The 25,736-nt window shown below is 41.6% G+C and carries 20 protein-coding genes; 10 read left to right on the top strand and 10 right to left on the bottom strand.

All coding sequences use genetic code 11. The features are described from left to right. Window positions 1-154: 154 nt before the first annotated feature. Both MTN96_RS09630 and elbB read right to left on the bottom strand, forming a co-directional pair. Window positions 155-550, bottom strand: a complete 396-nt coding sequence (locus tag MTN96_RS09630) for a cytochrome c5 family protein (RefSeq protein WP_004589305.1) — start codon at window positions 548-550, stop codon at window positions 155-157. A 203-nt stretch (window positions 551-753) separates the two neighbouring features. After that, window positions 754-1,401, bottom strand: coding sequence for an isoprenoid biosynthesis glyoxalase ElbB (elbB, locus tag MTN96_RS09625; RefSeq protein WP_121636865.1), 648 nt, complete (start codon window positions 1,399-1,401; stop codon window positions 754-756). A 524-nt stretch (window positions 1,402-1,925) separates the two neighbouring features. Here elbB and polA point away from each other — a divergent pair. The 3 genes from polA to MTN96_RS09610 all read left to right on the top strand — a co-directional run bounded on the left by polA (window position 1,926) and on the right by MTN96_RS09610 (window position 6,467). Further along, on the top strand, window positions 1,926-4,655 hold the full coding sequence (gene polA / locus MTN96_RS09620; protein ID WP_121636866.1) for a DNA polymerase I: 2,730 nt from the start codon (window positions 1,926-1,928) through the stop codon (window positions 4,653-4,655). Window positions 4,656-5,364: 709 nt separating this feature from the next. After that, window positions 5,365-5,952, top strand: coding sequence for a YceI family protein (locus MTN96_RS09615; protein ID WP_064386286.1), 588 nt, complete (start codon window positions 5,365-5,367; stop codon window positions 5,950-5,952). Further along, window positions 5,949-6,467, top strand: a complete 519-nt coding sequence (locus tag MTN96_RS09610) for a DUF1285 domain-containing protein (RefSeq protein WP_121636867.1) — start codon at window positions 5,949-5,951, stop codon at window positions 6,465-6,467. The genes MTN96_RS09615 and MTN96_RS09610 overlap by 4 nt, the downstream gene beginning before the upstream one ends. Window positions 6,468-6,477: 10 nt before the next feature. Here the strand turns inward: MTN96_RS09610 and yihA are convergent, their stop codons facing one another. Beyond that, a complete protein-coding gene (yihA, locus tag MTN96_RS09605; protein WP_121636868.1) occupies window positions 6,478-7,134 on the bottom strand; it encodes a ribosome biogenesis GTP-binding protein YihA/YsxC in 657 nt (218 codons plus the stop codon). Window positions 7,135-7,414: 280 nt separating this feature from the next. On the opposite strand from yihA, the gene MTN96_RS09600 reads away from it, so the two are divergent. The 3 genes from MTN96_RS09600 to MTN96_RS09590 all read left to right on the top strand — a co-directional run bounded on the left by MTN96_RS09600 (window position 7,415) and on the right by MTN96_RS09590 (window position 9,916). Continuing rightward, entirely contained in the window at window positions 7,415-8,047 is a 633-nt protein-coding gene (locus tag MTN96_RS09600) for a cytochrome c (RefSeq protein WP_004589311.1), read from the top strand. 741 nt (window positions 8,048-8,788) lie between these two features. Then, complete coding sequence (gene yihI / locus MTN96_RS09595) at window positions 8,789-9,388, top strand: Der GTPase-activating protein YihI (RefSeq protein WP_121636869.1); 600 nt, start codon at window positions 8,789-8,791, stop codon at window positions 9,386-9,388. Between the two features lie 12 nt (window positions 9,389-9,400). Then, window positions 9,401-9,916: a DUF2489 domain-containing protein gene (locus tag MTN96_RS09590; RefSeq protein WP_004589313.1), complete on the top strand. Its 516-nt coding sequence runs from the start codon at window positions 9,401-9,403 to the stop codon at window positions 9,914-9,916. Window positions 9,917-10,023: 107 nt separating this feature from the next. Here MTN96_RS09590 and hemN read toward each other — a convergent pair whose 3' ends face one another. Together hemN and yjgA are read right to left on the bottom strand one after the other, a co-directional pair. Then, window positions 10,024-11,397, bottom strand: a complete 1,374-nt coding sequence (gene hemN / locus MTN96_RS09585) for an oxygen-independent coproporphyrinogen III oxidase (RefSeq protein ID WP_121636870.1) — start codon at window positions 11,395-11,397, stop codon at window positions 10,024-10,026. Window positions 11,398-11,509: 112 nt separating this feature from the next. Then, window positions 11,510-12,043: a ribosome biogenesis factor YjgA gene (yjgA, locus tag MTN96_RS09580; RefSeq protein ID WP_004589315.1), complete on the bottom strand. Its 534-nt coding sequence runs from the start codon at window positions 12,041-12,043 to the stop codon at window positions 11,510-11,512. A 144-nt stretch (window positions 12,044-12,187) separates the two neighbouring features. Between yjgA and pmbA the strand changes: the two genes are divergently transcribed. The 3 genes from pmbA to MTN96_RS09565 all read left to right on the top strand — a co-directional run bounded on the left by pmbA (window position 12,188) and on the right by MTN96_RS09565 (window position 16,463). Beyond that, on the top strand, window positions 12,188-13,537 hold the full coding sequence (gene pmbA / locus MTN96_RS09575) for a metalloprotease PmbA (RefSeq protein WP_248531384.1): 1,350 nt from the start codon (window positions 12,188-12,190) through the stop codon (window positions 13,535-13,537). Between the two features lie 117 nt (window positions 13,538-13,654). Further along, on the top strand, window positions 13,655-14,137 hold the full coding sequence (locus MTN96_RS09570; RefSeq protein ID WP_004589317.1) for a DUF721 domain-containing protein: 483 nt from the start codon (window positions 13,655-13,657) through the stop codon (window positions 14,135-14,137). Window positions 14,138-14,387: 250 nt separating this feature from the next. After that, window positions 14,388-16,463: a M13 family metallopeptidase gene (locus MTN96_RS09565; protein ID WP_138577683.1), complete on the top strand. Its 2,076-nt coding sequence runs from the start codon at window positions 14,388-14,390 to the stop codon at window positions 16,461-16,463. Between the two features lie 154 nt (window positions 16,464-16,617). Here MTN96_RS09565 and MTN96_RS09560 read toward each other — a convergent pair whose 3' ends face one another. The 4 genes from MTN96_RS09560 to MTN96_RS09545 all read right to left on the bottom strand — a co-directional run bounded on the left by MTN96_RS09560 (window position 16,618) and on the right by MTN96_RS09545 (window position 23,317). Further along, window positions 16,618-17,685, bottom strand: coding sequence for a phosphotransferase enzyme family protein (locus tag MTN96_RS09560; RefSeq protein ID WP_248531381.1), 1,068 nt, complete (start codon window positions 17,683-17,685; stop codon window positions 16,618-16,620). Between the two features lie 5 nt (window positions 17,686-17,690). Continuing rightward, the gene (gene mutT, locus MTN96_RS09555; protein WP_248531379.1) at window positions 17,691-18,089 is read right to left on the bottom strand and encodes an 8-oxo-dGTP diphosphatase MutT; all 399 of its coding nucleotides are present in this window, start codon (window positions 18,087-18,089) and stop codon (window positions 17,691-17,693) included. Window positions 18,090-18,149: 60 nt separating this feature from the next. Further along, window positions 18,150-20,858 (bottom strand): preprotein translocase subunit SecA, encoded by a 2,709-nt coding sequence (gene secA / locus MTN96_RS09550; RefSeq protein WP_064386276.1) that lies wholly within the window; start codon window positions 20,856-20,858, stop codon window positions 18,150-18,152. A 431-nt stretch (window positions 20,859-21,289) separates the two neighbouring features. Continuing rightward, on the bottom strand, window positions 21,290-23,317 hold the full coding sequence (locus tag MTN96_RS09545; protein WP_029773386.1) for a methyl-accepting chemotaxis protein: 2,028 nt from the start codon (window positions 23,315-23,317) through the stop codon (window positions 21,290-21,292). 116 nt (window positions 23,318-23,433) lie between these two features. On the opposite strand from MTN96_RS09545, the gene MTN96_RS09540 reads away from it, so the two are divergent. Further along, window positions 23,434-24,204, top strand: a complete 771-nt coding sequence (locus MTN96_RS09540; protein ID WP_248531377.1) for an NADP-binding protein — start codon at window positions 23,434-23,436, stop codon at window positions 24,202-24,204. Here the strand turns inward: MTN96_RS09540 and hutH are convergent. Further along, a complete protein-coding gene (gene hutH, locus MTN96_RS09535; protein WP_248531375.1) occupies window positions 24,182-25,735 on the bottom strand; it encodes a histidine ammonia-lyase in 1,554 nt (517 codons plus the stop codon). The two genes, MTN96_RS09540 and hutH, sit on opposite strands and share 23 nt — an antisense overlap. Between the last annotated feature and the right edge of the window lies 1 nt (window position 25,736).

Raw genomic sequence — 25,736 nt, 5'->3', positions numbered from 1 at the left:
TATTAAACGTATAATTTCACTTTTAGTTGCGATCGTCAAGTAACTAATGCCCTAAAACAGCAACTAAAAAGATTATTTTGGGAATAAAAAAAGGCCTATTATAAAAATAGGCCTTTTTAAATTAATCACCCTAGTTATCAGGGGCTTAATTAAATTATTTAGATGTCATGAAATCAATAGCTGCGCTAATCTCATCATCAGAACAATCCATACATGTTCCTTTTGGCGGCATCGCATTAAAACCGTTGATAGCGTGATCAAGCAGTACATCTTTACCTTTAGCGATACGCGGTGCCCAGTCATCAGCTGATTTAGGTGCACCTAGTGCGCCAGTACCGTGACAGGCAAAACATGCGCCTTGGTACACTTGCTCACCAGAGCGAGGGCCAGTAGGAGCTGCGGCTGCAGCAGCTTTCTCGCCTTCAAGATAAACAGCGCCAACTGGTGCTAAACGTTTTTTAATCGCATCTTCAGTCATAGAGTTATCATATGGCTGTGCGTATGCGGTGGTTGCTAGCACTAATAATGCTGCAGCTGATAGTTTTTTCATTTTGCCTTGCTCACTTCGATTTGAACGTGATCAATCACGATTATAGATGACGGAAATTAAACCGATTATACCTTTGTGTAACAATTTATAAAACGCCCACTGGTGTTTTTATCGATAAAACTGGCTAATTTTTGCGTTAACGCAATAAAATTGCATGTTTCAGTTAACAAACATTTATAATCGGTGGCTTAGTAAATCATTATTTAAGCTAATGCTAGTACGTTTTTAACCAGTTTTTCGATCCCTGCATCGGCATCTAAAATAGACTGCGCCAGCATATAAGCAGGGGTGGTAACGAGTTTATTGTCCTCATCAATCACAATATCATCAACCGCACAGGCTGCGTGAGTAGAGCCTAGCTGGGTTAAAGCGCTTGCGGTCTGTTCATCATTACCTATGGTTAAAGTAGCCTTGGGATATATAAACGGAATTAAAGCCGGCGCAATACACATGTAGCCAGCGGCTTTTTGTGCATTAGCAAATTGTTTACATGCCTCTAATACTAGGTCGTTTATCTGCGCATCAGCGCCTTTAACGGCAAAATCACATAAGTTTTTAGCGGCGCCAAATCCCCCTGGTACTATTAACGCATCAAATTCAGATGCCTTTAATTCGCTTAGTGATTTTATATCACCACGGGCAATGCGTGCTGCCTCAGTGAGTACATTACGGTTGCTTGGCATTTCTTCACCGGTGAGGTGATTAATAGTGTGAAGTTGTTCTATATCAGGAGCAAAACATTGATATGCAGCACCGTTTTTAGCTATGTGCAGCAGTGTTAATACTGCTTCGTTTATTTCACTGCCATCGTACACACCACAGCCGGCTAATATTACAGCTATCTTTTTCATGCTTTTGTGCTCCTCAAGTATTTTAAATAAGTCGTTTGGATGAAGTTTAACACGGGCCAAAACACACACTAAAATAATTTTTTAGTTTAAAAAGTATTCGCAGTGCAAGTTGTATTGCGGTTTATGCCATTTTTGCCAGTGCGCTTGTAAAAAAAATTATAAAGGATCGCTATGATCTTTGATCCATTATGCTAGAATACTCCTCCGGTTATTTAAATGGATACAAATAACTAAAGTGACTAACAGCGGATGTATCAGTTAGAAAACCTTTTTCCACATTGGTTTTAAAATAATAAAAAAAGAACCTCGTATTATCTTTTTTAAACAAAACAAGCAGTTATTTATTTTTCTAAGCATTTTATTATGCATTGGAGGAATAGCTCGTGGCTGTTATCTACAAAGTTATCCACAGGTTGCTCCGCAATAATTATGGCTACTAAGCGTAATTCACTGTCGTTTTATTCACAACCTTATGGCATGCTTGTAATAATATTACTTTTTTGTATTTAGGATCCAAATTCACCATGGCTCAGATCCCCGAAAACCCGCTAATTTTAGTTGATGGCTCTTCATATTTATTTCGTGCTTATCATTCTCCACCGCATTTAACCAACTCTAAAGGTGAAGCAACTGGCGCTATTTATGGCGTGGTAAACATGCTTAAAAGTTTGATCAAACAATATGATCCGAGCCACATGGTAGTGGTGTTTGATGCCAAAGGCAAAACGTTCAGAAACGACATGTATAGCGAGTATAAAGCTAACCGTCCGCCTATGCCTGACGATTTACGAACGCAAATAGCGCCACTGCACAGTATTATTAAAGCGATGGGCTTTCCGCTAATTAGTATTGAAGGGGTTGAAGCCGACGATGTTATTGGTACGTTTTCACGAATAGCGACTGAGCAAAAGCGCCATGTATTGGTTTCTACTGGCGATAAAGACATGGCTCAGCTAGTTAACGAGCATGTTACGCTAATCAATACCATGACCGACAGCATTTCAGATCCTCAAACCGTTGTTGAAAAATTTGGTGTGGGCCCCGAGCTAATCATCGACTATTTAGCGCTAATGGGAGATAAGGTTGACAACATCCCAGGTGTTGAAGGCTGTGGACCTAAAACAGCTGTTAAATGGCTTCAAAAATATGGATCGCTTCAAGGTGTAATTGATAATGCTGGCGATATTAAAGGCAAGATTGGTGAGAAGCTTGCAAATGCCCTTGATCATTTACCACTTAGTTATGAACTTGCCACCATTAAATGTGATGTTGAGGTAGAGTCAGACCTAGATACCTTTAAAGTACAAGAGCCAAATAAAGATGAGCTTATTGCACTGTATGGTGAGTGTGAGTTCCGCCGCTGGTTAGCTGAGCTGCTTGATAATCCAAAAGATGCAGAAAAAGCGCTCCCTACTGAGGCAAATGAACTGCCAAAAGTAGAAGATGCACATTACGAAACTATCTTAACCGAATCACAATTTGATACGCTTATTGAGCAGCTAAATAGCGCTGAGTTATTTGCCTTTGATACCGAAACAACCAGCCTTGATTACATGCAAGCGCAGTTAGTAGGTATGAGCTTTGCTGTAAAAGCAGGCGAAGCTGCTTACTTACCAATTGCACACGACTACCCGGGTGCACCAGAGCAATTAAGCCTTGAATATGTAATGCAAAAGCTTGGGCCAATCCTCGCCGATGCTAACAAAGCTAAAGTAGGGCAAAACCTAAAATACGACAAGAGCGTACTGGCTAATGCAGGCTATGAGCTCAATGGCATTAAGTTTGATACTATGCTTGAGTCGTACGTATTTAATAGCGTGGGCACTCGCCATGATATGGATTCATTAGCGCTTAAATACTTAGGCCATAAAAACATTAGCTTTGAAGATATAGCCGGCAAAGGGAAAAAGCAGCTTACCTTTAATCAAATTGAGCTTGAGCAAGCTGCGCCTTACGCAGCAGAAGATGCCGATATTACACTGCGTTTACACAAAGTACTTTGGCCAAAATTAGAAGCTGATGAGAAGTTAAAGTCAGTATTTGAAACAATAGAAATGCCATTAGTGAATGTTATTTCTGATATTGAACGCACCGGCGTAGCAATTGATAGCAACATGCTGGCGGCGCACAGCCAGCGTTTAGGCGAGCGTTTACTTGAACTTGAAAAAGAAGCGTTTGAGATAGCTGGCGAACCATTCAACCTAAGCTCGCCAAAGCAGCTGCAAGTACTTTTATTTGAAAAACTTGAGCTGCCAGTCATTAAAAAAACACCTAAAGGTGCACCTTCAACGGCTGAAGAAGTGCTACAAGAACTTGCTCATGACTACCCATTGCCTAAGGTGATTATTGAGCACCGTGGTTTATCTAAGCTTAAATCAACCTACACCGATAAATTACCACTAATGGTTAATGAGAAAACACAGCGCGTGCATACTTCTTATCATCAAGCTGTTACGGCCACAGGGCGTTTGAGTTCTACCGATCCTAACTTACAAAATATCCCTATTCGTTCTGAAGAAGGACGCCGTATACGTGAGGCATTTGTAGCGGCACAAGGCTATAAAATTGTGGCTGCCGATTACAGTCAAATTGAGCTGCGTATTATGGCGCATTTATCGCAAGACAAAGGGCTACTAAATGCCTTTGCTAATGGGTTAGATGTACACAGTGCAACCGCTGCTGAGGTATTTGGGGTTGAGCTAGAGGATGTAACCACAGATATGCGTCGTAAAGCTAAAGCAGTAAACTTTGGGTTAATTTACGGCATGTCAGCCTTTGGTTTAGCGCGTCAGCTTGATGTGCCACGCCACGAAGCGCAGCACTACATAGATAAATACTTTGAGCGTTTCCCTGGGGTACTTGAGTACATGGAAACAACCCGCGAAAAAGCGGCCGAGAACGGGTACGTAGAAACTATTTTTGGGCGTCGTTTACACTTACCCGAAATTAATGCACGTAATGGAGCTCGCCGTAAAGGCGCCGAACGCGCAGCAATCAATGCACCAATGCAAGGCACAGCCGCTGATATTATTAAAAAAGCAATGCTGAGCGTGCATAGCTGGGTTAATCAACAAGCTCCCAATACCATTAAGTTACTTATGCAAGTACATGATGAATTGGTGTTTGAGATTAAAACCGATTGTGCGCAAGCATACACAAAGCAGATTTGTGAGCTAATGTCGCAAGCGGCTAGCTTAGATGTCCCTTTAATTGTAGAAGCTGACGAAGGTGAAAACTGGGAACAAGCCCACTAACCTAAAACATGCTTATATTTTAAAGCGCCGCAAGGCGCTTTTTTATTGCCTCTAAATAACTCACTCAATTAAGCGAATCGATATAAGTATTTCTACGCGTAAACAAAGTTTAGTTAAAAGTAGGTTAATTTAAGCAACTATTTGTATTAAATAGTTATATGTTCGTCAATTCGAACTATTTTGGCGGAATATCATTGTATTTTTATGCGCGCTTTTGCTAAAGTGCGCGCGTCCTCATCCTGTAGGACATCCTGTTGATGATGCATCTGAAAAGGTGCAACAAATTGATAGCTTCTCCCCAGTTTGCTATATCGGCCTGCTTGTTTTAAGCAGGCTGCTTTTTCTTCCTCATTAGATTGCCCTTTAAAGCTAAATAGCACCGCTAAGCGCTTTTTTACTATTCACACTTTATGCTCATTTATGTTTATTATTTTTTGTGCCATACCTTGCGCGCCCTCAAACGGGTATATGTATAAAGCAGTTATAAAGCAAACGTAGGCAAGTAAAGCTATCTCACGAAATTATTAGCGTGGATGTAGCGGTATGGCCCTAAAAAGCATCAGTTATAGGCTGCTATATCGTTATTAATTTTTTATTAACAGTACGGGCTAAGTAATTTAGCGCCGTCTTTAATTTGAGGTGGTTTGCCCCTATTTCAGGTGATAGTATCGAAAGCGCTATTATTCTCATTTTATTTTAGGAGTGCGTTATGTTTAAAACGTTAGCCATTATCGGTTTATCGTTATCAAGTGTTGCTTTGTCTAATGCCGCTCATGCAGATTGGCAGCTAGTCAATGACAAGAGCCAATTAAGTTTTGTTTCTATCAAAAAAGACTCGATTGCTGAGGCACATCATTTTACTAACCTAGAAGGAACACTTTCAGACAGTGGTGCTTTTAGTGTAAATATAGACTTAACCTCTGCAGAAACACTGATCCCTATTCGCAATGAACGTTTAACTCAATTTGTATTTGAAGCGGCTAAGTTTCCTCATGCAGTTTTAACCGCGGATTTAAAAAAGCAATTAAGTAATATTAAAAAGCCGGGCCAGCATGTATTAAAAGAGGTTGATGCACAGCTTGATTTTCATGGTAATAAAAAGCCATTAAAAATAAATGTACTTGTTAGCAGTGCCGAAAATGGCGATTTAAGTGTGTCGTCGTTTACGCCTGTGATTGTAAATAGCCAAGACTTTGGTGTGACAGAAGGCGTTAAAAAACTACAGCAATTAGCTGGTTTACCTGGAGTTGCTACAGCCGTACCAGTTACTTTTGCGCTAACACTTAAAAAACAGTGATCTCGTTAACGGCGCTTAGTAAGCAATTAAGCGAGCCTAGCAAACCGTTTGATAGTTGGCAGCCTGCCCAGTGTGGTGAGCTGCCGATTATGATTAACGAGCAAGGGCAGTGGTTTTACGATGGCAGCGAAATTACTCGCCCCGCGATGGTAAAACTGTTTGCGAGTGTTTTATGCAAAGAAGGTGAGCAGTTTTATTTAAAAACACCCATCGAAAAAATAGCGATAGAGGTGCAAGATGCGCCTTTCGTTATCGTAAGCTGGCATATTGAGAGCACAGCGCAAGGGCAGGTTATGTGTTGTGTAGATAATTTAGCACGGCAATGGTTAATCAGTGCTGAGCAGCCTCTTTATATAAAAAACTATAAAAATGCAGCGGTGCCTTATTTGCAATTACCTTATGGGTGTAGCGCGCGGGTATCACGGAGTGTGTTTTATCAGTGGGCTGAAATAGCCGACGCTGATGAGCGCGGCTATTTTATAAAATCAGCAAGGGGAAAATTTTATCTTTCGTAGGTGCTTATTTTTAAGCGTCTGAGCTGTCTTCATCACTTTGCGGTGCAACAGCCACAATTGGCCCTAAATACCACTCATCTAGCTTTTTAGCGACTTCCGGTAAACCTGTTCCCTTAAGTGATGAAAAAGCGTGTACAGTAATATCACCGTCTAGTTCACTTAATTCACGGCGTACTTGCAGTACTTGTGCTTTACGCGCACCTTGCTTGAGCTTATCGGCTTTAGTTAAAAGCGCCAATACCGGGATTTCGCTGCCAATAGCCCAGTTAATTAAATCTTTGTCTAAATCTTTTAATGGGTGGCGAATATCCATTAATATAACAATACCTTTTAAACTTTGACGTTTTTGTAGGTACTCACCCAGTGACTTTTGCCACTTCTTTTTCATTTCAATAGGTACTTTAGCAAAACCATAACCGGGTAAGTCGATTAAGCGCATATCGTCTACTTCACCTAATTCAAAGGTGTTGATTAACTGCGTACGACCTGGCGTTTTACTGGTACGAGCAAGTTTTTGATCTGTCAGTGCATTAAGAGCACTTGACTTACCTGCATTAGAGCGACCTGCAAACGCGACTTCAATTCCCGTATCAGCAGGTAATTTAGTGATGTCTGGCGCGCTTGTTGCAAAAGACGCAGTATTATATTTGATACGAGATTTGAGCACAGGCTCTCCTAAAAACGTAAAAGTTAATCTTATTGAGCTAAATTCACTCAGGGCGCGTATTTTATACTATAAAGGATGTATTAAAAAGCGTATTTAAACACCTAAAAACTCTATAAATGGCACTATTAAAGCTGCTTAAAGGTTAATCTAGGTCAAAACCCTATAAATTATAAGCTTAATATGAGTAGAAAACGTGCCAGAGAATTTTTTATCGTGTAGAATACATGAATTACAACATCCATATTGTAGATGATACAGGGTCGGAAACAGAGAATTCACCATGAAAAAAATAGCACTATCTTTAACAATATTGCTTGGTGCGTTGTCAGCAAGCAACGCAACAGCATTTGATGGCGATGTAAACGCAGGTAAAGAAAAATCAGCAACGTGTGCGGCTTGTCACGGCCCAGACGGTAATGCACCGGTTAATATTTACCCTAAACTTGCAGGCCAGCACCCAGATTACATCCTTAAACAACTTAAGGATTTAAAATTAGGTATGACTTCAGGCGGTAAAGAAGGCCGTATGGATCCTGTAATGAGCGCGATGGCTATGCCACTTAGCGAACAAGACATGAAAGACCTATCTGCTTATTTTTCTTCATTGAACATGACTGAAGGCGCCACCCCTAAAGACGTGGTTGAAGTTGGTCAAATGCTTTACAAAGCAGGCGATGCTGAACGTGGTATTCCGGCTTGTGCGGCGTGTCATGGTCCGCGAGGCAATGGTTCGTCTCTTGCTAAGTTTCCTAAAATTTCTTTTCAGCACCCAGAGTACATTAAAGCTCAGCTAGAGAAGTTTCGTGATGGAACCCGTAAAAACGACCATAACGGTATGATGCAAGATATAGCGAAAAAGCTAACTGATAAAGATATTGAAGTACTATCTCAATACTTAGGTGGCTTACACTAAAGTCGTATTTATTTAGTATTAGCTAGTGTAATACTATGTAATATGATTAAAAAGCAGCTTGCGCTGCTTTTTTTGTGTCCACATTTTAACGATATCACCCTTTAGTTTGTGAGACATTTGCCATGCTCTTTTGTAAGAAATAACTTATTTTAAAAATATTATTACAGTTAAATTTATGTTTATTATGAGTTTTTTGTTTTTTATATATGCTCTATGTAAGAAAAATTATATAAACCAGTTGTAACAAAAATATTAACGGGTAAATTAACCACTGTCGCAAAACAACAATAACAACATGGATTATGCTAAAGGAAAATGGCGCGACACGACTGAATAGCACATTGAAGGTGCTACAAAAGGAAATAACAAGAAAGCGTCAGGATGACCGTAAATAATAAAATCTCAAGGAAGTTTAATAATAAAAACAAAATGGAATGTAACAAGGAAGGTTAAAATAATAACAATACGGACTGATAATAATAAAAATAATAAAGACTAAAAAAAGTCGAAGGGAGAAGTGTCCAGATAATGGCGCTCAGATTAGTAGGCGGTAGAGATGTTTTCTCTACCGCCTTTTTATTTGTCCTGTTACAATACCCACCGTTTAGCAATAAGCTAATGCGCTAATTCAACGAGCAACCCAAGCTTTAATGCGCAAATCGAATTCTTCTGGCTAGGCCAGCACTGCGATGCTCATGTTATGTGCCTCGCTCAAAACCTCTTAAGTGAGATGATCAAGATATGAGTAGAAAGAAAAAATCACGCAAAATTCCTTCAAACGGCCCTGTTCGTTTAAGCCAAGATAAGCTTAAAGAAATGCGTGCGTTAAAAGAGCAACGAGTTAAAAAGCCAAAGGGTGCTAAGCCTGGTTCTCGTAATGCACCTGAGCTATTAGATAGCGATACTAAAAAAGCAAACTCAGCGCCAAAAGATAAGCGCGTCGGCAGTAAAAAAGCCGTGCCTTTAGTGGCTAGTTCACCACAGCCGCAAGTAGAAATGAAGCGTAACTTAAAGCCAACAGTTGAGCTTAAAAAGGTTACAGAGCCAGAGCTTACGCCTGAGCAAGAGCTAGAAGCGCTTGAAAACGATGAGCGTTTACTTAAGCTCGTTGAGCGCCATGAGCAAGGTGAAATGCTGACGGGTAAAGATGCGAAGTACTTTAATAGCCGTATCGCTCGCCACCAAGTACTTTGTAAGTTACTAGGTATCGAAGATGAAGACGAAGATGAGTTTGAAGATGATTTTGAAGATAACTTCGAAAGCGACGGTAACTCAGATTTCGATAAGTACCTTTCAGATGATTTAGCCAATGAGTGGCTAGATGATGATGACGACAAATAGTAAGGGCGCTTAATGAGTACCGCAGTGATTGTAGCCTTGTTTGTAGGTGCTGTTATTATTGCTGGCTTAGCATTTTATGCAGGTCAGTTGCTCTATAAGCTTAACGCGCAAAAAAAGTTAATTGCGCAAAAGCAAGCTGAGCAACAGCAAAAGCTTAAGCAGTCGCGCTTAAAGCGTAACGCTAAACTTGCAGATAGCATTCATCTAATTGCTCGTGCAATGGCTGAAGAGCAATGTGAGTACTCTGAAGGCTGTTTACGGATTTGGGTTTTAATGTCTCAGTACGCTTTTGAAGATGAGCGAGATTTAACGCTAGCGTACCCAGGCATTTATAAAATGTATAACGTTGTGAAAGAAATGCCGACCCACGATGCACGCAAAAAATACTCTAAAAAAGAGATTTTTAAGCAAGATACAGCACGTTGGCGAGCTGAAGAAAACTTTAGTGATGAGATTAAAGCCGATTGCGACAAAATCATTGTTGAGTTTAAAGCTGCGCCGGGCAGCGAAAACATCGTGTTTAATTAAACCCTATAGAAAATACAAAAAGCAGACTCAGGTCTGCTTTTTTTATGCCTGCTTATCGTCACGTTTTTACCACCTCAAACGTGATAAGCGAATTGGTATAGCACTAATTAAATCACACGTGAGAAACGGGTTTTACTTATTTGCTTTTGTAAGTGAGCATCAAAGCACATACATATAATACGAATAAATAGATTTCCGCGAGGCGTGACGCGTATTACCTTATCGTTTATATGCACCATGTCATCGTCTATTAAAGGCTTTAGCGCCAACAGCGCATCCGCAAAATACTCATTAAAATGTATAGAATGCTTTTTCGCAAATGCGTGTGTGTCTAATTCAAACTGGCAAATAAGTGATTTAATAGCCTCTGCGCGTATTACATCATCGTGCGTTAAATGCATTCCTTTATGTATAGCACTGCCGGCTTGCGTTTCTATTTCGTGATAATAATGCTTAAGCACTTTTTGGTTTTGTAAAATGGCAGTGCCAATTTGCGAAATAGACGAGACCCCTAAACCTAATAAGTCGCAATTACCGTGGGTGGTATAGCCCTGAAAGTTGCGATGTAGCTGCCCTTTATTTTGCGCGACTGCAAGTTCGTTGTCGGCTTTTGCAAAATGATCCATACCAATAAACTGATAGCCTGCAAAGGTCATTTGCGCCAAGGTGTTTTTAAACATGGTTAGCTTGTCGTGGGCACTGGGTAAGTCAGCCTCTTTTATTTTACGTTGCGCTGCAAAGCGCTCTGGTAAATGTGCGTAATTAAATACAGAGACTCTATCTGGGTTTAAGGCAATTAGTTGCGCTATTGTTTTTTCAAAGCTTTGGGGTGTTTGTTTAGGTAGGCCATAAATCATATCTGCATTTATAGACTTAAAGCCAAGCTCGCGGGCTTGGGTTATCAGTGCTTTAACGGTATCTACTTGCTGCGTGCGGTTAACCGCTTGCTGTACCTCATCGTTAAAATCTTGAATACCAAAGGATACGCGGTTAAAGCCTAAAACCCGTAAGTGTATAAGCATATCTTTAGCAAGGGAACGTGGGTCTATTTCAATGCCTCGCTCAGTGTTGCGGGTAAAGTGAAAGTGCTGCTCTAATAAGTTAATTAAGCGCGTCATTTGCTTTACAGTTAAAAAGGTTGGCGTACCACCCCCTAAATGCAATTGCTCCACTGTGTAGTGTTTAAATAAAGGGGCATGTGCTGCTATTTCTTTTGTTAAATAATCTAAATATACATCGGCTTTAGACTGATGGCGTGTGATCACCTTGTTACATCCGCAGTAATAGCAAAGCTCACTGCAAAATGGGATATGAATATACAAAGAAAGTGAGCGACTAGAGGATGATTTTATAGCGCTAACAAGGTCTTGTTGCTGATACCCCTCGCTTAAAGATAAAGCGGTAGGGTAGGAGGTATAGCGGGGCCCTGACACGTTATACTTATTTATAAGAGTTTGATCCCATTTTGGAAGCTTTATCATCACGCGCACCTTATGTATTAATGAGGTGTTGAGTATAAAAAGCTTTTAAGGGAGGGGTTTTGATCTACAACAAAAAAGGTGCCTAAGCACCTTTTTAAAATAGTATTTTTTGTTAATACGTTATGTTGTGGGCATCTTTTAAGTATTGAAACAATTCTTTATAGCCCTTGCCTGGCTTTTCAGCTTTAACTTCTTTAGCGGCGTTGCGTACCAATTGGCGCATTTTTTGGCGCTCAAGGGTCGGGTATTGCTCAATAGTTTCGTTAATTAAATCATCGCCTTGCTCAATTAAGTCGGTACGTAATTGCTCAATTTTTTTAATTAAAACCTCAGCTTGGTTATTTTTATTAAGCATTACGTCAATAATGGCTTTAATTTCTTCAACGTTTTCTACTGTGCGTAGCGTTTTAGCAATGTAATTTAAGTGGCGGCGGTACGCATCGCTTTTATTACTGATTTTATCAGCAACTACCATGGCTGCTTTCAAATCGTCATTGAGTGGTAAGCGTTCGCGTTGCTTTTTCCCCATTTTAGCAATTTCAGAACCTAACTGATGAAACTCTTGCGCGTCGCGCTTTAGTTCACTTTTTGATACGTAAATAATTTCTTCTTCAATTTCAGCAGGCTTGCCTTTTTTCTTCGCCATGGGGTGCTCTTAAGTAAAAATAACTTTTGCCATTATACGCGATTCTTTTAGTGATTAATATTAGCTGATGTGGTGCAGTGAGTGTGTTAGCATTTAAAGATAAGAAATGCGTGCAATATTGCCTTAAGGCTCAGGACTTAATTTATGAAAAGCCAACAACACGATCCAATTTATTCTCAAATCTCTCATGTAAAAGATGCCGTAGCTGAAGTGCTCGAGCATGCTAAAAAATTGGGTGCCACTGCCGCAGAAGCTGCTATGTCTAGTACATCGGGTTTATCGGTAAGCACACGCATGGGTGAAGTAGAAACCATAGAGTTTAACCAAGATGGTGGTTTAGGTATCAGTGTTTATGTAGGGAATAATAAAGGCTCGGCGTCTACTGCTGATCTAAACCCAAAAACACTGCGCACGGTAGTAGAAAAAGCCATTGATATTGCCAAATTTACCTCAGACGACCCTTTTAATGGTATTGCCGATAAAGAATTGCTCGAGTTTGCCCCTAAGGACCTTGATTTATATCACCCGTGGGATGTAAGCCCTGAGCAAGGTATTGAGCTATGTCACGCTGCAGAGCAAGCCGCTTTAAATGCTGATGAGCGTATTGTTAATTCAGATGGTGCAAGTTTTTCATCGCATCAAGGCTTACGTGTGTATGGTAATAGCCATGGTTTAATTGCTGGTTTTCCACGTACGCGCCACAGCATTAGCACTATGGTAATAGGCAAAGAAGGCGAGCACATGCAGCGCGACTCTGCTTATACTGTTGCTCGCGATCAGGGCGGACTTAACGACGCTGCTGCGGTAGGCCTAGAAGCCGCCACCGAAACTCTGGCTAAACTAAATAGCCAAAAGCTGGGTACTATGAAAGTCCCTGTTATTTTTAGAGCCGATATTGCCAACTCATTGTTTGGCCATTTAGTGTCGGCAATTGGCGGCGGGGCGCTTTATCGTAAATCGAGCTTTTTACTCGACAGCCTAGGCACCCAAGTATTTAGTAAGAGCGTTAATATTGCTGAGCGTCCTCATATATTAAAAGGATTAGCGTCGTCGCCATTTGATAGCGAAGGGGTAAAAACGATTGACCGTGAAATTATTCAAGGCGGTGAGCTGCAAACGTACTTATTAGCAAGTTATGCAGCGCGTAAACTAAATATGGCTCCAACAGGCCATGCAGGCGGTATTCATAACTGGTTAGTTGAGCAAACGCACAACGATTTATCGGCTTTATTAAAAACCATGGGAACAGGCTTATTAGTTACCGAGCTGATGGGGCAAGGCGTAAACACCGTTACGGGTGACTACTCGCGTGGAGCGGCTGGTTTTTGGGTAGAAAACGGTGAAATTCAGTACCCTGTTAGTGAAATTACCATTGCCGGAAATTTAAAAGACATGTTTAAAGGTATTTCGGCCATAGGGGGCGATATTGAGCGCAGAGGCGGCATTCAAACCGGCTCAGTACTTATAGAGCAAATGCAAGTAGCAGGCGCATAATAGCAATTTGCAATAATACGTAATTAAGCGAATTGGTATAATATAAAAGCACATATTAAAGCCGAGCATTTAAACGCTCGGCTTAAACGTGCTTTATTTAAATTTTTGAGGTGTTGAATGGCTAAAGATAGGTACGCACCAAAACCCCTGACTGACATTATGGCAGGCCTTAATAATCGCTTATCGGCTTATGCAGGTAAAAGCCAAGCGCTTGACAAGCAACAGGTGTTGCTCAAAGAGTTTTTAGGCCCAAAGCTTGCTGAAAAATGCCGTGTGAGTAATTACCGTGATGGCACGTTGATGATTGAAGCTGTATCGGCGGCAATTGCCCTTAAACTTAATTATTTAAAAATGGATATGCAGTCGCATTTTAGAGCGGCAGGCATGGCAGAGCTCGGACAAATTAAAATTGTTGCAAACCCTCAAGCAACAGCGCGCTTAAGCCCAACTGCAGATAAACCCGGCCCCGCAGGTAAAGCACCTGGCAATTCAAGAAAAATGAGCCAGCAAACTTCAGATTACCTTAATGCCATTGCTGCATCAGCGCCCCCTTCGCTGAAAGAAAAGCTAGAGCGCCTTGCTCGCCATGGTAAAAAATAACTCGCAAAAGCGCGATTATGGTTGTTGGTAGGGCTATTTTGTTACCTCGTCTCATAGAAAATACTTTGTTACATATTCTATTTTATTGTTTCTTTAATGGGGTTTATCATACAAATTCGGCGTGTTGTTTTAACCGCCTAAATATTAATTTCATTAAGTGAAAGCATCGCAGGGCGCTTTTATTTTTTCTCTGGCATGCAATAGTTTAATGAAATAGATATTTTATTCTTTACTAACAAACGGAATAATTATGAAAAAAGTAACTATTACCGCTGCAAGTATCGCACTTGCACTGGGCCTAGTAGGTTGCGGTGAAAAACAACAAGAAACGCAAGTGGCCGACACCGCTGCCGTTACAGCACCGGCAGAAAAAACGCTTGAGCTAGGTGTAAACCTTGCCAATATGGATGAGTCGGTTCGTGCACAAGATGACTTTTATTACCATGTAAATGGACAGTGGCTTGCTAAAACAGAGATCCCTGGCGATAAGTCGAACTACGGCTCGTTTACACAGTTATACGACGAGTCGCAAAAAGCGATGAAAACAGCGCTTGAAAGTGCCGCTAATAATAGCAGTGCTAAAAAAGGCAGCGATGAGTACAAAATTGGTGCTTTTTACAAAAGCTACATGGATAAAGACACACGTGATGAGTTAGGTATTACACCTTTACAACCTTCACTTAATACCATTGATAGCCTAGATTCAAAAGCTGACCTTGCTCCTTTAATGGCTAAAATTCAGCAGCAAGGTGCGAGCTTACCATTTGGCTGGTTTGTAAATAACGACGCTAAAAATTCAAGTGAATACGCGTTGTACTTATCGCAATCTGGACTTGGCTTACCTGATCGTGACTATTACTTAAAAGATGATGAAAAATTTACTAAAATTCGCGCATCTTACGAGCAATACATAACCGATATTTTAGCTAAATCTGGCGTTGAAAATGCCGCTGATGCCGCGAAAAACGTTATCGCATTTGAAAGCGCTTTAGCTGAGGCGCAATGGAGCCGAGTACAAAGCCGTGATGCAACTAAGTCATACAATAAAATGACCGTAGCTGAGGCAAATAAGCTAACAGGCGACTTTGATTTAGCTGCATTTTTCAAAAGTGCTGGGGTAGATACCTCAGACATTATTGTACGTCAGCCAAGCTACTTAGAAGGGTTTGCTGATGTGTACAAAGAAACAGATTTAGCAACGTGGAAAAACTACTTAAAGTTTCATTTTGTAAGTGGTTACGCGCAGTTACTGAGCACTGACTTGGTTGATCTTAAATTTGATTTTTACAGCACCACATTACGTGGCGTAAAAGAGCAAGCGCCACTTTGGAAAAAAGCGGTTGATGCATCTAACAGCGTACTTGGCGAAATTTTAGGTAAAGTATACGTAAAAGATAACTTCCCGCCTGAAGCAAAAGCACGTATGGAAGAGCTGGTAGATAACGTTATTAAAGGTTACGGCGTTGCTATTGAAAACCTTGAGTGGATGAGCCCTGAAACCAAGCTTGCAGCCCAAGAAAAGCTAAACAAATTTACCCCAAAAATTGGCTACCCAGATAAGTGGAAAGACTACTCACAGCTGAGCATTAACCCTGATGAATTAGTGGGTAACTACATACGTTACAGTCAGTGGGCTTATAGCGACATGATTGCTAAATTAGGCAAGCCAGTGGACCGCTCTGAGTGGCACATGACGCCACAAACAGTGAATGCTTACTACAATCCAGTAAATAACGAAATTGTATTCCCAGCTGCTATTTTACAGCCACCGTTCTTTAATTTAGAAGCCGATGACGCTGTAAACTACGGTGCAATTGGCGCAGTAATTGGCCACGAGCTAGGTCACGGTTTTGACGACCAAGGTGCTAAATACGATGGTGACGGTAACTTACGTAACTGGTGGAGTGAGTCTGACCTTAAACAGTTTGAAGAGCGTACCGGCGCGTTAGTAGCGCAATACAACGAATATAAACCATTTGAAGATGCGGGTGTTAACGGCGAGCTTACCCTTGGCGAAAACATTGGCGACCTAGGTGGTTTAACGGTGGCTTATAAGGCGTATCAATTATCGTTAGGTGAGAACAAAGCGCCTGTTATTGATGGCTACACCGGCGATCAGCGTTTCTTTATGGGTTGGTCACAAATTTGGCGTCGTAAGTACCGCGATGAAGAGCTACGAAACCGCTTAATGACAGACCCGCATTCACCAAGTCACTACCGTGTTATCGGTATCTTGTCGAACATGCCTGAGTTTTACCAAGCGTTTGACGTAAAAGAAGGCGACAAAATGTATATCAAACCAGAAGACCGCGTAAAAATTTGGTAATTGATAGCCTGTTAGTTAACTTGAATCTGGTTAAGAGATAAATTACCCAGCTTTTAGGTTAGTAAATAAAAGCCAGTAAGTGTTTAGCTTGCTGGCTTTTTTATATTTAAATACTGAGTACTAATACCAATGCGCAATAATACTTAATTTAGGGCTACTGCATGAGTGTTTTATGCATCCAGCTTTGATTGCTTAAAATATTTTTATACAAAGCCAGCTGGTTTTGCGCACGTTCTAAATTATGTTCTGCATGGGTGGTTTTAAAGTACACGTCGTTATTTAAGTAATCAGTTAAAAACCGCACACTGAGCATTAGCGGCATAACTTTAGCGCCAAGTAGCAAACTTGCTTGCTCTTTGTTGCTAATAGCCGATTTAAGGGGGGCAAGGTAGCCTTTAACAAGCGCTGTAAATACCTCTTTGCGAATAACCACTTTATCAATATTAATCGAATCTTCTGCCTCAGCGCAGCAAAATGTGCGCACCATGTCTCCAAAATCATACAATAAAAAGCCTGCCATACATGTATCTAAATCGATAACTGCTTTTGCTTTATATGTATTGCTGCAATACAGCATATTATTTATTTTAGTGTCGTTGTGGCACACCCGGGTGGGCAAATCGGCTGTTACGTCAGCGAGTTCTTTTACTAAATGCTGTTGTGCAATGCAGTAGTCAATGTCGCTTTTACACTGCTGCAGCCGCTCTTTAGTGGCGGTGCTAATAGCTGTATTAAGCTGCTCAAAGCGCATAGCTAAGTTATGGAAGTCAGTAATAACAGGGCAGAGGCTTGATGCGTCAAAATCGAGCAAGGCACGTGTAAAGGTGCCAAATGCAAATGCGGCTTGCTGTGCGTGATGGGGCTCTGTAACCACATCTTCGCTAATACTTTGGCTAATAAAATTAAGCACGCGGTAGTACGAGTTGTTAATTGTAATAAGGTATTCACCTTGGTAAGTACTTATATGCTTAACAATGTCGAGCGGGTAAGTATTTGCTTGTTGTTTAGCGCTTAGGTGCTGCTCAATTAACTGTGCGTTATTAACCAGTTGTGCTGGGTTTTTAAATACATGGGTATTGAGCTTTTGAACAACAAATTGCTGCGCAGCATTAGTTAACAGCCATGTGGTGTTTATATGTCCGCTGCCTAAAGAGCTCACCTGAGTAAGCTCAGGGTTTAGCGCTAATAGCTCACTTAATTTATTTTGTATTGCTGTATTCATGTGCTTTACGCGTATCGCGTTTGTATTTTTTCGATAATCTCGGCGTTAGCAGCAGGGAACTCATAGTTACTAAGCTCATTAATAGCGACCCATTCACTTGGTTGCCCTTCGGCGCCATGAGCTTCACCGCTAAAGTTACTCACAACGTGAATATCAAGCTTTACACATTTATCGCCATAGTCATGTTCAATTACCATAAGTTGGCTAGAGCTATGAATGGTAATGCCAACTTCTTCACTTAGCTCACGCTTAAGTGCAGCAAATACGCTCTCGCCAGCTTCTACTTTCCCGCCTGGAAATTCCCATAAGCCACCTTGATGTTGCTCATCAGCACGCTTGCAGATAAAGATGGCGTTATTTTTTTTTATTACGCCTACCGCTACATTTACAATTTTTGTTGTCATGTTTTTTCTCCATAAAAAAAGCGACGCTAGCGTCGCTTTTTAATTACATACAATGCGTCGTTACTTTAATTTACCACAACATTGCTTAAACTTTTGTCCTGAGCCACACGGACACGGATCGTTACGGCCAACTTTAGGCGCTGTTCTTGCCATTACAGTTGCGCTTTGAGGTGCTTCACCGCCTACATGTTCAGCTTCTTCGTGTTGGTACTCGCGAGGGGCATTTTCACTTTTACGGTGTTGCTCTTCTACTTTTTCAACATCTTCTTCGGCACGAACTTGTACTTTACTTAAAATGCCCACTACATCAACTTTTAAGTTTTCAAGCATTTCGGTGAATAGCTCAAACGACTCGCGCTTGTATTCTTGCTTAGGATTCTTTTGTGCATAGCCACGTAAGTGAATACCTTGGCGTAAATGATCCATTGCAGCAAGGTGATCTTTCCAGTGCTGATCAAGACTTTGAAGCATAATCGCTTTTTCAAACTGACGTAGTACAGAGTCGCCAACTTGCTCTTCTTTTTGCTTGTAAGCTTGCTCAACCGCTTGCTCAATACGCTCACGAAGTTTTTCTTCGTATAGTTTATTGTCATCAGCTAACCACTGCGTGATAGGCAGCTCAATCAGGAAGTCTTGTTTTAAGCGCTCTTCAAGGCCTGGTATATCCCACATTTCAGCAAGGCTTTGTGGTGCAATGTATTGATCAATAACACCGGCAAGTACATCACCACGGATTGCTGTAATGGTTTCTGAAATATCGCCTTCTTCAAGCAGCTCGTTACGTTGAGAGTAAACAACACGACGTTGATCGTTTGCTACATCATCGTACTCAAGTAATTGTTTACGTACATCAAAGTTACGTGCTTCTACTTTACGCTGAGCGTTTTCAATTGCACGGTTAACCCAAGGGTGCTCAATGGCTTCGCCGCGTTGCATGCCTAGTTTACGCATCATGTTAGTCATGCGCTCGCCGGCAAATATACGCATTAGCGCATCATCCATCGATAAGTAAAAACGGCTAGAGCCGGCATCACCCTGGCGACCAGCACGGCCACGTAATTGGTTATCTATACGGCGCGATTCATGACGCTCAGTACCAATAATGTGTAAACCGCCAGCGTCAATTACTGCATCGTGGCGAATTTTCCACGCTGCTTTAATTTCAGCAATTTGCTCATCTGTTGGGTTTTCTAGTTTTTCAACTTCGCTGTTCCAGTTACCACCAAGCACAATATCGGTACCACGACCGGCCATGTTGGTTGCAATTGTTACAGTACCTGGTAAACCAGCATCCGATACGATGTCAGCTTCTTGCGCGTGGAATTTAGCATTAAGTACGTTGTGCTTAATTTTTTCTTTGCGCAAAAACTGCGATAAATACTCAGAGCTTTCAATCGAAATAGTACCTACAAGTACAGGCTGTCCGCGCTCTTGGCAATCTTTAATATCGGCTAAAATAGCTTCGTATTTTTCTTCTTGTGTTAGGTAAACTAAATCGGCGCGATCATCACGGATCATCGGCTTATTAGTTGGCATAACAACCGTGTCTAGGCCGTAAATAGATTGAAACTCAAATGCCTCAGTATCGGCTGTACCTGTCATACCGGCTAAGGTTTCGTATAAACGGAAGTAGTTTTGGAAAGTGATTGAAGCCAGTGTTTGGTTTTCGTTTTGAATTTTTACACCTTCTTTAGCTTCAACAGCTTGGTGTAAACCTTCAGACCAACGACGACCTTCCATTGAGCGCCCTGTGTGCTCATCGATAATAATGACTTCGTTTTCTTTAACAACGTAATCAACATCTTTTTGATAAAGCTTATGGGCACGAAGTGCGGCATACACATGGCTCAGTAAGGTAATGCTACCGGCTGAGTAAAGCGAGTCGCCTTCTTCAATTAAGCCACGTTCAGTAAGTAGATCTTCTACTTTAATTTGACCGCGCTCAGTTAAATGAACTTGCTTAGACTTTTCGTCGATTGTGTAATCGCCATCACCTTCAATGCCTTCTTCGTCTTCTTTTTCTTGAAGCTCTAAAAGCGGCACTATTTTATTGATTTCGATGTATAGCTCAGAGCTATCTTCAGCTGGGCCTGAGATAATAAGTGGTGTACGCGCTTCATCAATTAAGATTGAATCCACTTCATCCACTACCGCATAAAACAGTGGGCGTTGTACACGCTCATCAATGCTAAATGCCATGTTGTCACGTAGGTAGTCAAAACCAAACTCGTTATTAGTACCGTATGTAATATCGGCACTGTAAGCTTGTTTTTTCTGTTGTGGCATCATGCCTGGTACGTTACAGCCCACAGTAAGGCCTAAGAACTCAAATAACTCGCGGTTTGTTTCAGCATCACGTTTAGCAAGGTAGTCGTTCACGGTAATTACGTGCACGCCTTTGCCTGTTAAGCCATTTAAGTAGGCTGGGAGTGTGGCTGTTAGGGTTTTACCTTCACCGGTACGCATTTCTGCAATACGACCTTGATGTAAAACCATGCCGCCTAATAGCTGTACGTCAAAGTGACGCATGCCATTTACACGCTTTGACGCTTCGCGTACCACAGCAAATGCTTCTGGTAGAATGTCGTCAAGGCTTTGTCCGTTATCGTAACGTTCTCTAAACTCAGCTGTCTTAGCTCTTAAATCTTCATCAGAAAGCGCTTCTAATTGCGTTTCTAGCGCATTAATTAGCGCGACCGTCTTTCTTAGGTTTTTAATAGTGCGGTCATTGCGACTACCAAAAATCTTGGTAAATAAATTAGATATCATGATAAAACCGTTACAATGTATTCTTTGTTAACCGACTGTCGGCTAACCCATTTTTTACAATTGGTAATTAATATGTACTTTTACATAACCTGTAGAACATATTAATTAGCAATTTTGTATTAAAGAGCCTCAAAGCACTGTTTAATACGTGTGCTACTATACCAGACTCTGCCAAACAACAAACTATCTCAACTAAAAGATGTGTATTAAAAACAGAAAAATTTGATCTGATGCGTAAAAACCACTTTAACTGATTTAATTACGCTAAAAAATAGCAGCAAGTTGTGAAGATATGGTGTTAAAAAATTTAAAAACAAGAGTGCTAGGGCATGCTGACCTTGGGTGATTGAAATTCATTCAATCCACAAAGCTCAACACACCCTAGGTGGGTTAATTTATACTTAGTTACCCACCTTATTACGCTGTGCTTTTTAAAGTTTAAACTGATTAACCGTTTTGTTTAAGGCAACAGCAAGGTCGCTTAAATCGCGCGCTTCATCTGCTAAAATGTGTGCGTGATCAGCTGTGCTGTTTACTAAGCCATTAATTGCTGCAAGGCTGGTATTAATGTCCTCTGCGACAACGGTTTGTTGCTCAGTTGAAGTGGCAATTTGGTGGCTTTGGTCTTGCACTTTAGTTACCGACTGAGCAATGTTTTGTAATGAACTTAGCACTTCTTTTGTTTGTGATACTGAGCCTTCAGTTTGCTCTTGCCCTTGTAGCATCATTACCGACGCTTGTTGGGCAATTTGCTGTAAGCGAGAAATCATATTACGAATATCGTCTGTTGATTCTTGCGTACGGCTTGCCAGTGAACGTACTTCATCGGCAACTACCGCAAAACCACGGCCATGCTCACCTGCACGCGCAGCTTCAATGGCGGCATTAAGAGCAAGTAAGTTGGTTTGATCGGCAATGGAGTTAATTACATCCACTAATGCACCAATGTTATTACTTTCTTGCTCAAGCCCTGCTACCACTTTAGACGCTTCACCTATGTGTAGCGCAAGTTCGGTCATCACACGTTGTGCTTGAGTTGAGCGGTCAGCCCCTTCGGCAGTAATAGCTTGTACTTCTTCGGCGGCGCTGTTGGTATGCTGTGCGTTACGCGATATTTCAAGTACAGTGCTGGCCATTTCGGTCACGGCGGCACTTACGCTGTCTACTTGTTGTTTTTCTTGCTGTATTTCGGTGTTGGTTTGAGCAGACACGTTTTTAAGTTGCGCTGCGGCATTGGTTAACTGCTCAGCTTGTGCGGCTGTTTCTAGCATCATGGCGCGCAGCTTATCAATGAATGTATTCATGTGATTGGCAAGCTGGCCGACCTCATCCTGGCTGGTAATATTAATCTTTTGGGTTAAATCGCCTTCGCCCGATGCAATATCACGCATTATATTAGTTAAAGTGGTAATAGGCTGCGAGATCATGTGGGTTGCCCATAATATCATCGCTAGAATGATCACTAAAATAATCACCACTGCGGTGGTTGTGGTGGTAACCGCCTCATTAACGGGGGCTTCAATCATGCTGGTTGGGATCAGTATACCTACATACCAATCTAGATAAGGTTGCTCTAGTTGTAAGCGATGGTACACCACATAATACTCTTCTCCTTTTAAGGTCACCAATTGACTGCCTTCGAGGTTATTACGCATTTGTGCGTTAAGCTCTGTAAAGCCTGAAGTATTATTAAACTGGCTTTCAAGGCCATCTAGCCCTTCTTTACCTTTAGGGCCTTCGTCGGTGTTAGACAGCTTATGGCCGGTAGCATTTGAAAAGTGTACAACCTTTTGATTGCCATCAAGTAAAAAGCCATAGCCTTGGCCGTTAAAGCGAATACCTTCAACCATATCGTTGATTTTATTAAGCTGTAAATCAACGCCGCCCATACCAATAAGTTTACGCTGTGCGTTGTATACCGGCTGTTGTACAACTGCTGAGGCTACCCCAGTGGTTAAATCGACCGATATAGGACCTACGTAAAGTTTATTAATTTGCAGGGCTTCTTGCCACCAACCACGTTTATAGGCGTAGTAAGGTTGGCCATTGTAATGGCTGGTACGCTCGTTTTCTTTAAAGTATTCACCGGTGGTTGCTGATGCGAAAAACGCCGACAGTACATTTTCGTCATTTGAGCTAATGCGTACAAAGTCTTGATTAACTTCGTTGTAGCCGGGGGCATTTTTAATCGGCTGGTCGCGAGTATCCCAATTTTCAAAAAAATTAACTAAATGCGGGTTATTAACAAACGTAGAAACCAGCTTGCCATACTTTGCAAAGTAGCTTTGCATTGAAAGTTGTTCGCTTTGTAGGTAGCTTTGAGCTTCGCGCTCAATGTTTACTCTGGAAAGGTTAGCGATGTGATTTACAAAAAATGTTGAAGCAATAATTAGCAAAATGGTGATGGTGCCACCAATCAATAATAATATTTTCTTCCGTAATGATAAATTATTTAGCATAAGTGCACGTATTATTGTTTTTTAGTAGGTTGTATCTAATCATATCTTACTTTAAATCTCTATGAAGTTAGATAAAAAGCACTAATTATGCGTTTAAAATGAAGGGTTATGCAAAAATGGAAACAAAAGCTAATAAATTAGTAGTATTAGGCGCAGGCTGGTTGGGTCATACTTTGTGCCTACAAGCTAAACAGGCGGGTTGGCAGGTACAAGGTACGCATAGAAGTGATGAGCACACAGACGATTTTCAGCGTCAATTTGTACTGATTGATGGGCAACTAATACACCAAATAGATTTACACGATGCTTACTGGGTGTGTGCAATCCCGCCACGAAGCAGACACAGTGAAAGTAACTACCCAGAAACACTAAGCGCTGCACTTACTCTTTCTAAACAATTAAATGCAAAGGGCTTTATTTTGTGCTCATCTACCGGTGTGTACGACCAAGAGCCAGGTGTTTACACTGAAAGCAGTGAAATAAGTTGTACCAATGAGCGACAAATAAAACTATACGATGGCGAAGAAAAGGTGCTTGAGCAAGATGGTAAAGTACTGCGTTTAGCAGGGTTATTAGGACCTAACCGCGAGCCGGGGCGCTTTGTTGCTGGGAAAGAATTAAATTCATCGAGCCAGCAGGTGGTTAATATGGTGCATCAACAAGATGTGATAAACGCCATTTTTGCGGTAATAGAAAACTATAATTCGGGGCAAAATATTTATAACGTGGTAAATCCATCGCACCCAACTAAAGCGAATTATTATGCACAAAAGTGTGCAGAGCATGGCGGCGAAATGCCAACCTTTACCAGTAATGAAAGTGCTGAGCGCAAAGTACTTGGCTCAGCAATTGAAGCGTTAGGTTTTAGCTATCAGCATGGAATTTAAAATGCGATGGTAGTGGGTTGTGGTGAATAAAGTCGCACAATGCCCCTTGTGCTAAAAGCGTATTGGTTGCGTCTATATCGGGGGCAAAGTAGCGGTCTTTATCGTAGTAACTTACATGCTCGCGCAGCAGAGCTTTTGCTTTTTCTACTTGCGGTGAAGGTTTAAGTGGGGCTCTAAACTCAAGCCCTTGAACAGCTCCAAGCCATTCAATTGCTAATACCCCGCGGGTGTTATTGGCCATTTCCTTTAAGCGCCTTGCTGCAAAGGTTGCCATAGAGACATGATCTTCTTGATTTGCTGAAGTTGGCAGGCTGTCTACCGAGGCGGGGTGCGCAAGCGATTTGTTCTCGGAGGCAAGCGCAGCCGCGGTTACTTGGGCAATCATAAAACCTGAGTTAACTCCGCCGTTTTCAACTAAAAAAGGTGGCAGTGTAGAGAGGTTTGAATCAATAAGTAGCGCGATTCTTCGCTCTGCCAGCGCGCCTATTTCGGCAATCGCAATGGCTAAGTTATCAGCTGCCATGGCAACGGGCTCTGCATGAAAGTTACCACCGGATATAATATCGCCCACATCGGCAAATACCAGCGGGTTGTCGGTAACGCCGTTTGATTCACATAACAACACTTCTGCGGCGTGGCGTATTTGTGTTAAACACGCGCCGAGTACCTGAGGTTGGCAGCGAAGGCAGTAAGGGTCTTGCACTTTTTCGCAGTTTACGTGAGATTGGCTAATTTGTGATTCAGTACTAAGTAGCTCTCTAAATACACTGGCCGTATCAATTTGGCCGCGTTGCCCCCGTATTTCGTGAATGCGTGCATCAAAGGGCGCACGGCTACCCATTGCAGCTTCTATGCTAATAGAGCCTATAACACAGCTTTGTGCATATAAATCCTCTGCTTTGAAAAGCCCTTGTAACGCAAACGCGGTAGAGGCTTGTGTACCATTTAACAGTGCCAGTCCTTCTTTTGCGCCTAATGTAATAGGTGAAAGATTGGCAATTTTTAGCCCTTGAGAAGCACTTATAATTTCACCTTTGTGGCGCATTTTGCCTTCACCTAATAGTGGAAGGCACATATGAGCAAGAGGCGCTAAATCGCCCGAAGCACCCACAGACCCTTTTTGTGGTACGCACGGGTACACTTCACTGCACAGTAGTTGCATAAAAAATGCGATCACCTCTAGGCGTATCCCTGAGTAGCCCCGAGACAAAGAGTTTACTTTTAAGGTCATCATTAGTCTTACAGTGCTGTCGTCCATGAGCTCCCCAATACCGGCAGCATGCGAAAGTACAATACTGCGCTGCAGTAGCTCAAGCTCGTCATCTGCTATTTTTGTATTGGCTAATAAGCCAAAGCCGGTGTTAATACCGTACACCGTTTGGCGTTTGTTTATTACGTTTTGAACAGTTTGTGCGCTGGCCGCTATTTGTGTACTGGCGCCATCGACTAAGTTAAGTGTGACAGCTGAGTCATTAATTTTTCTTAGGGTGCTTAAATCTAACTGCCCTGGTGTGAGAGTGTGTGAAATCATG

It is taken from the genome of Pseudoalteromonas sp. 2CM28B, from assembly GCF_023161935.1.
Note: the sequence above shows the minus strand (reverse complement) of the source record. Positions and strands in the feature narration are given on the sequence as shown.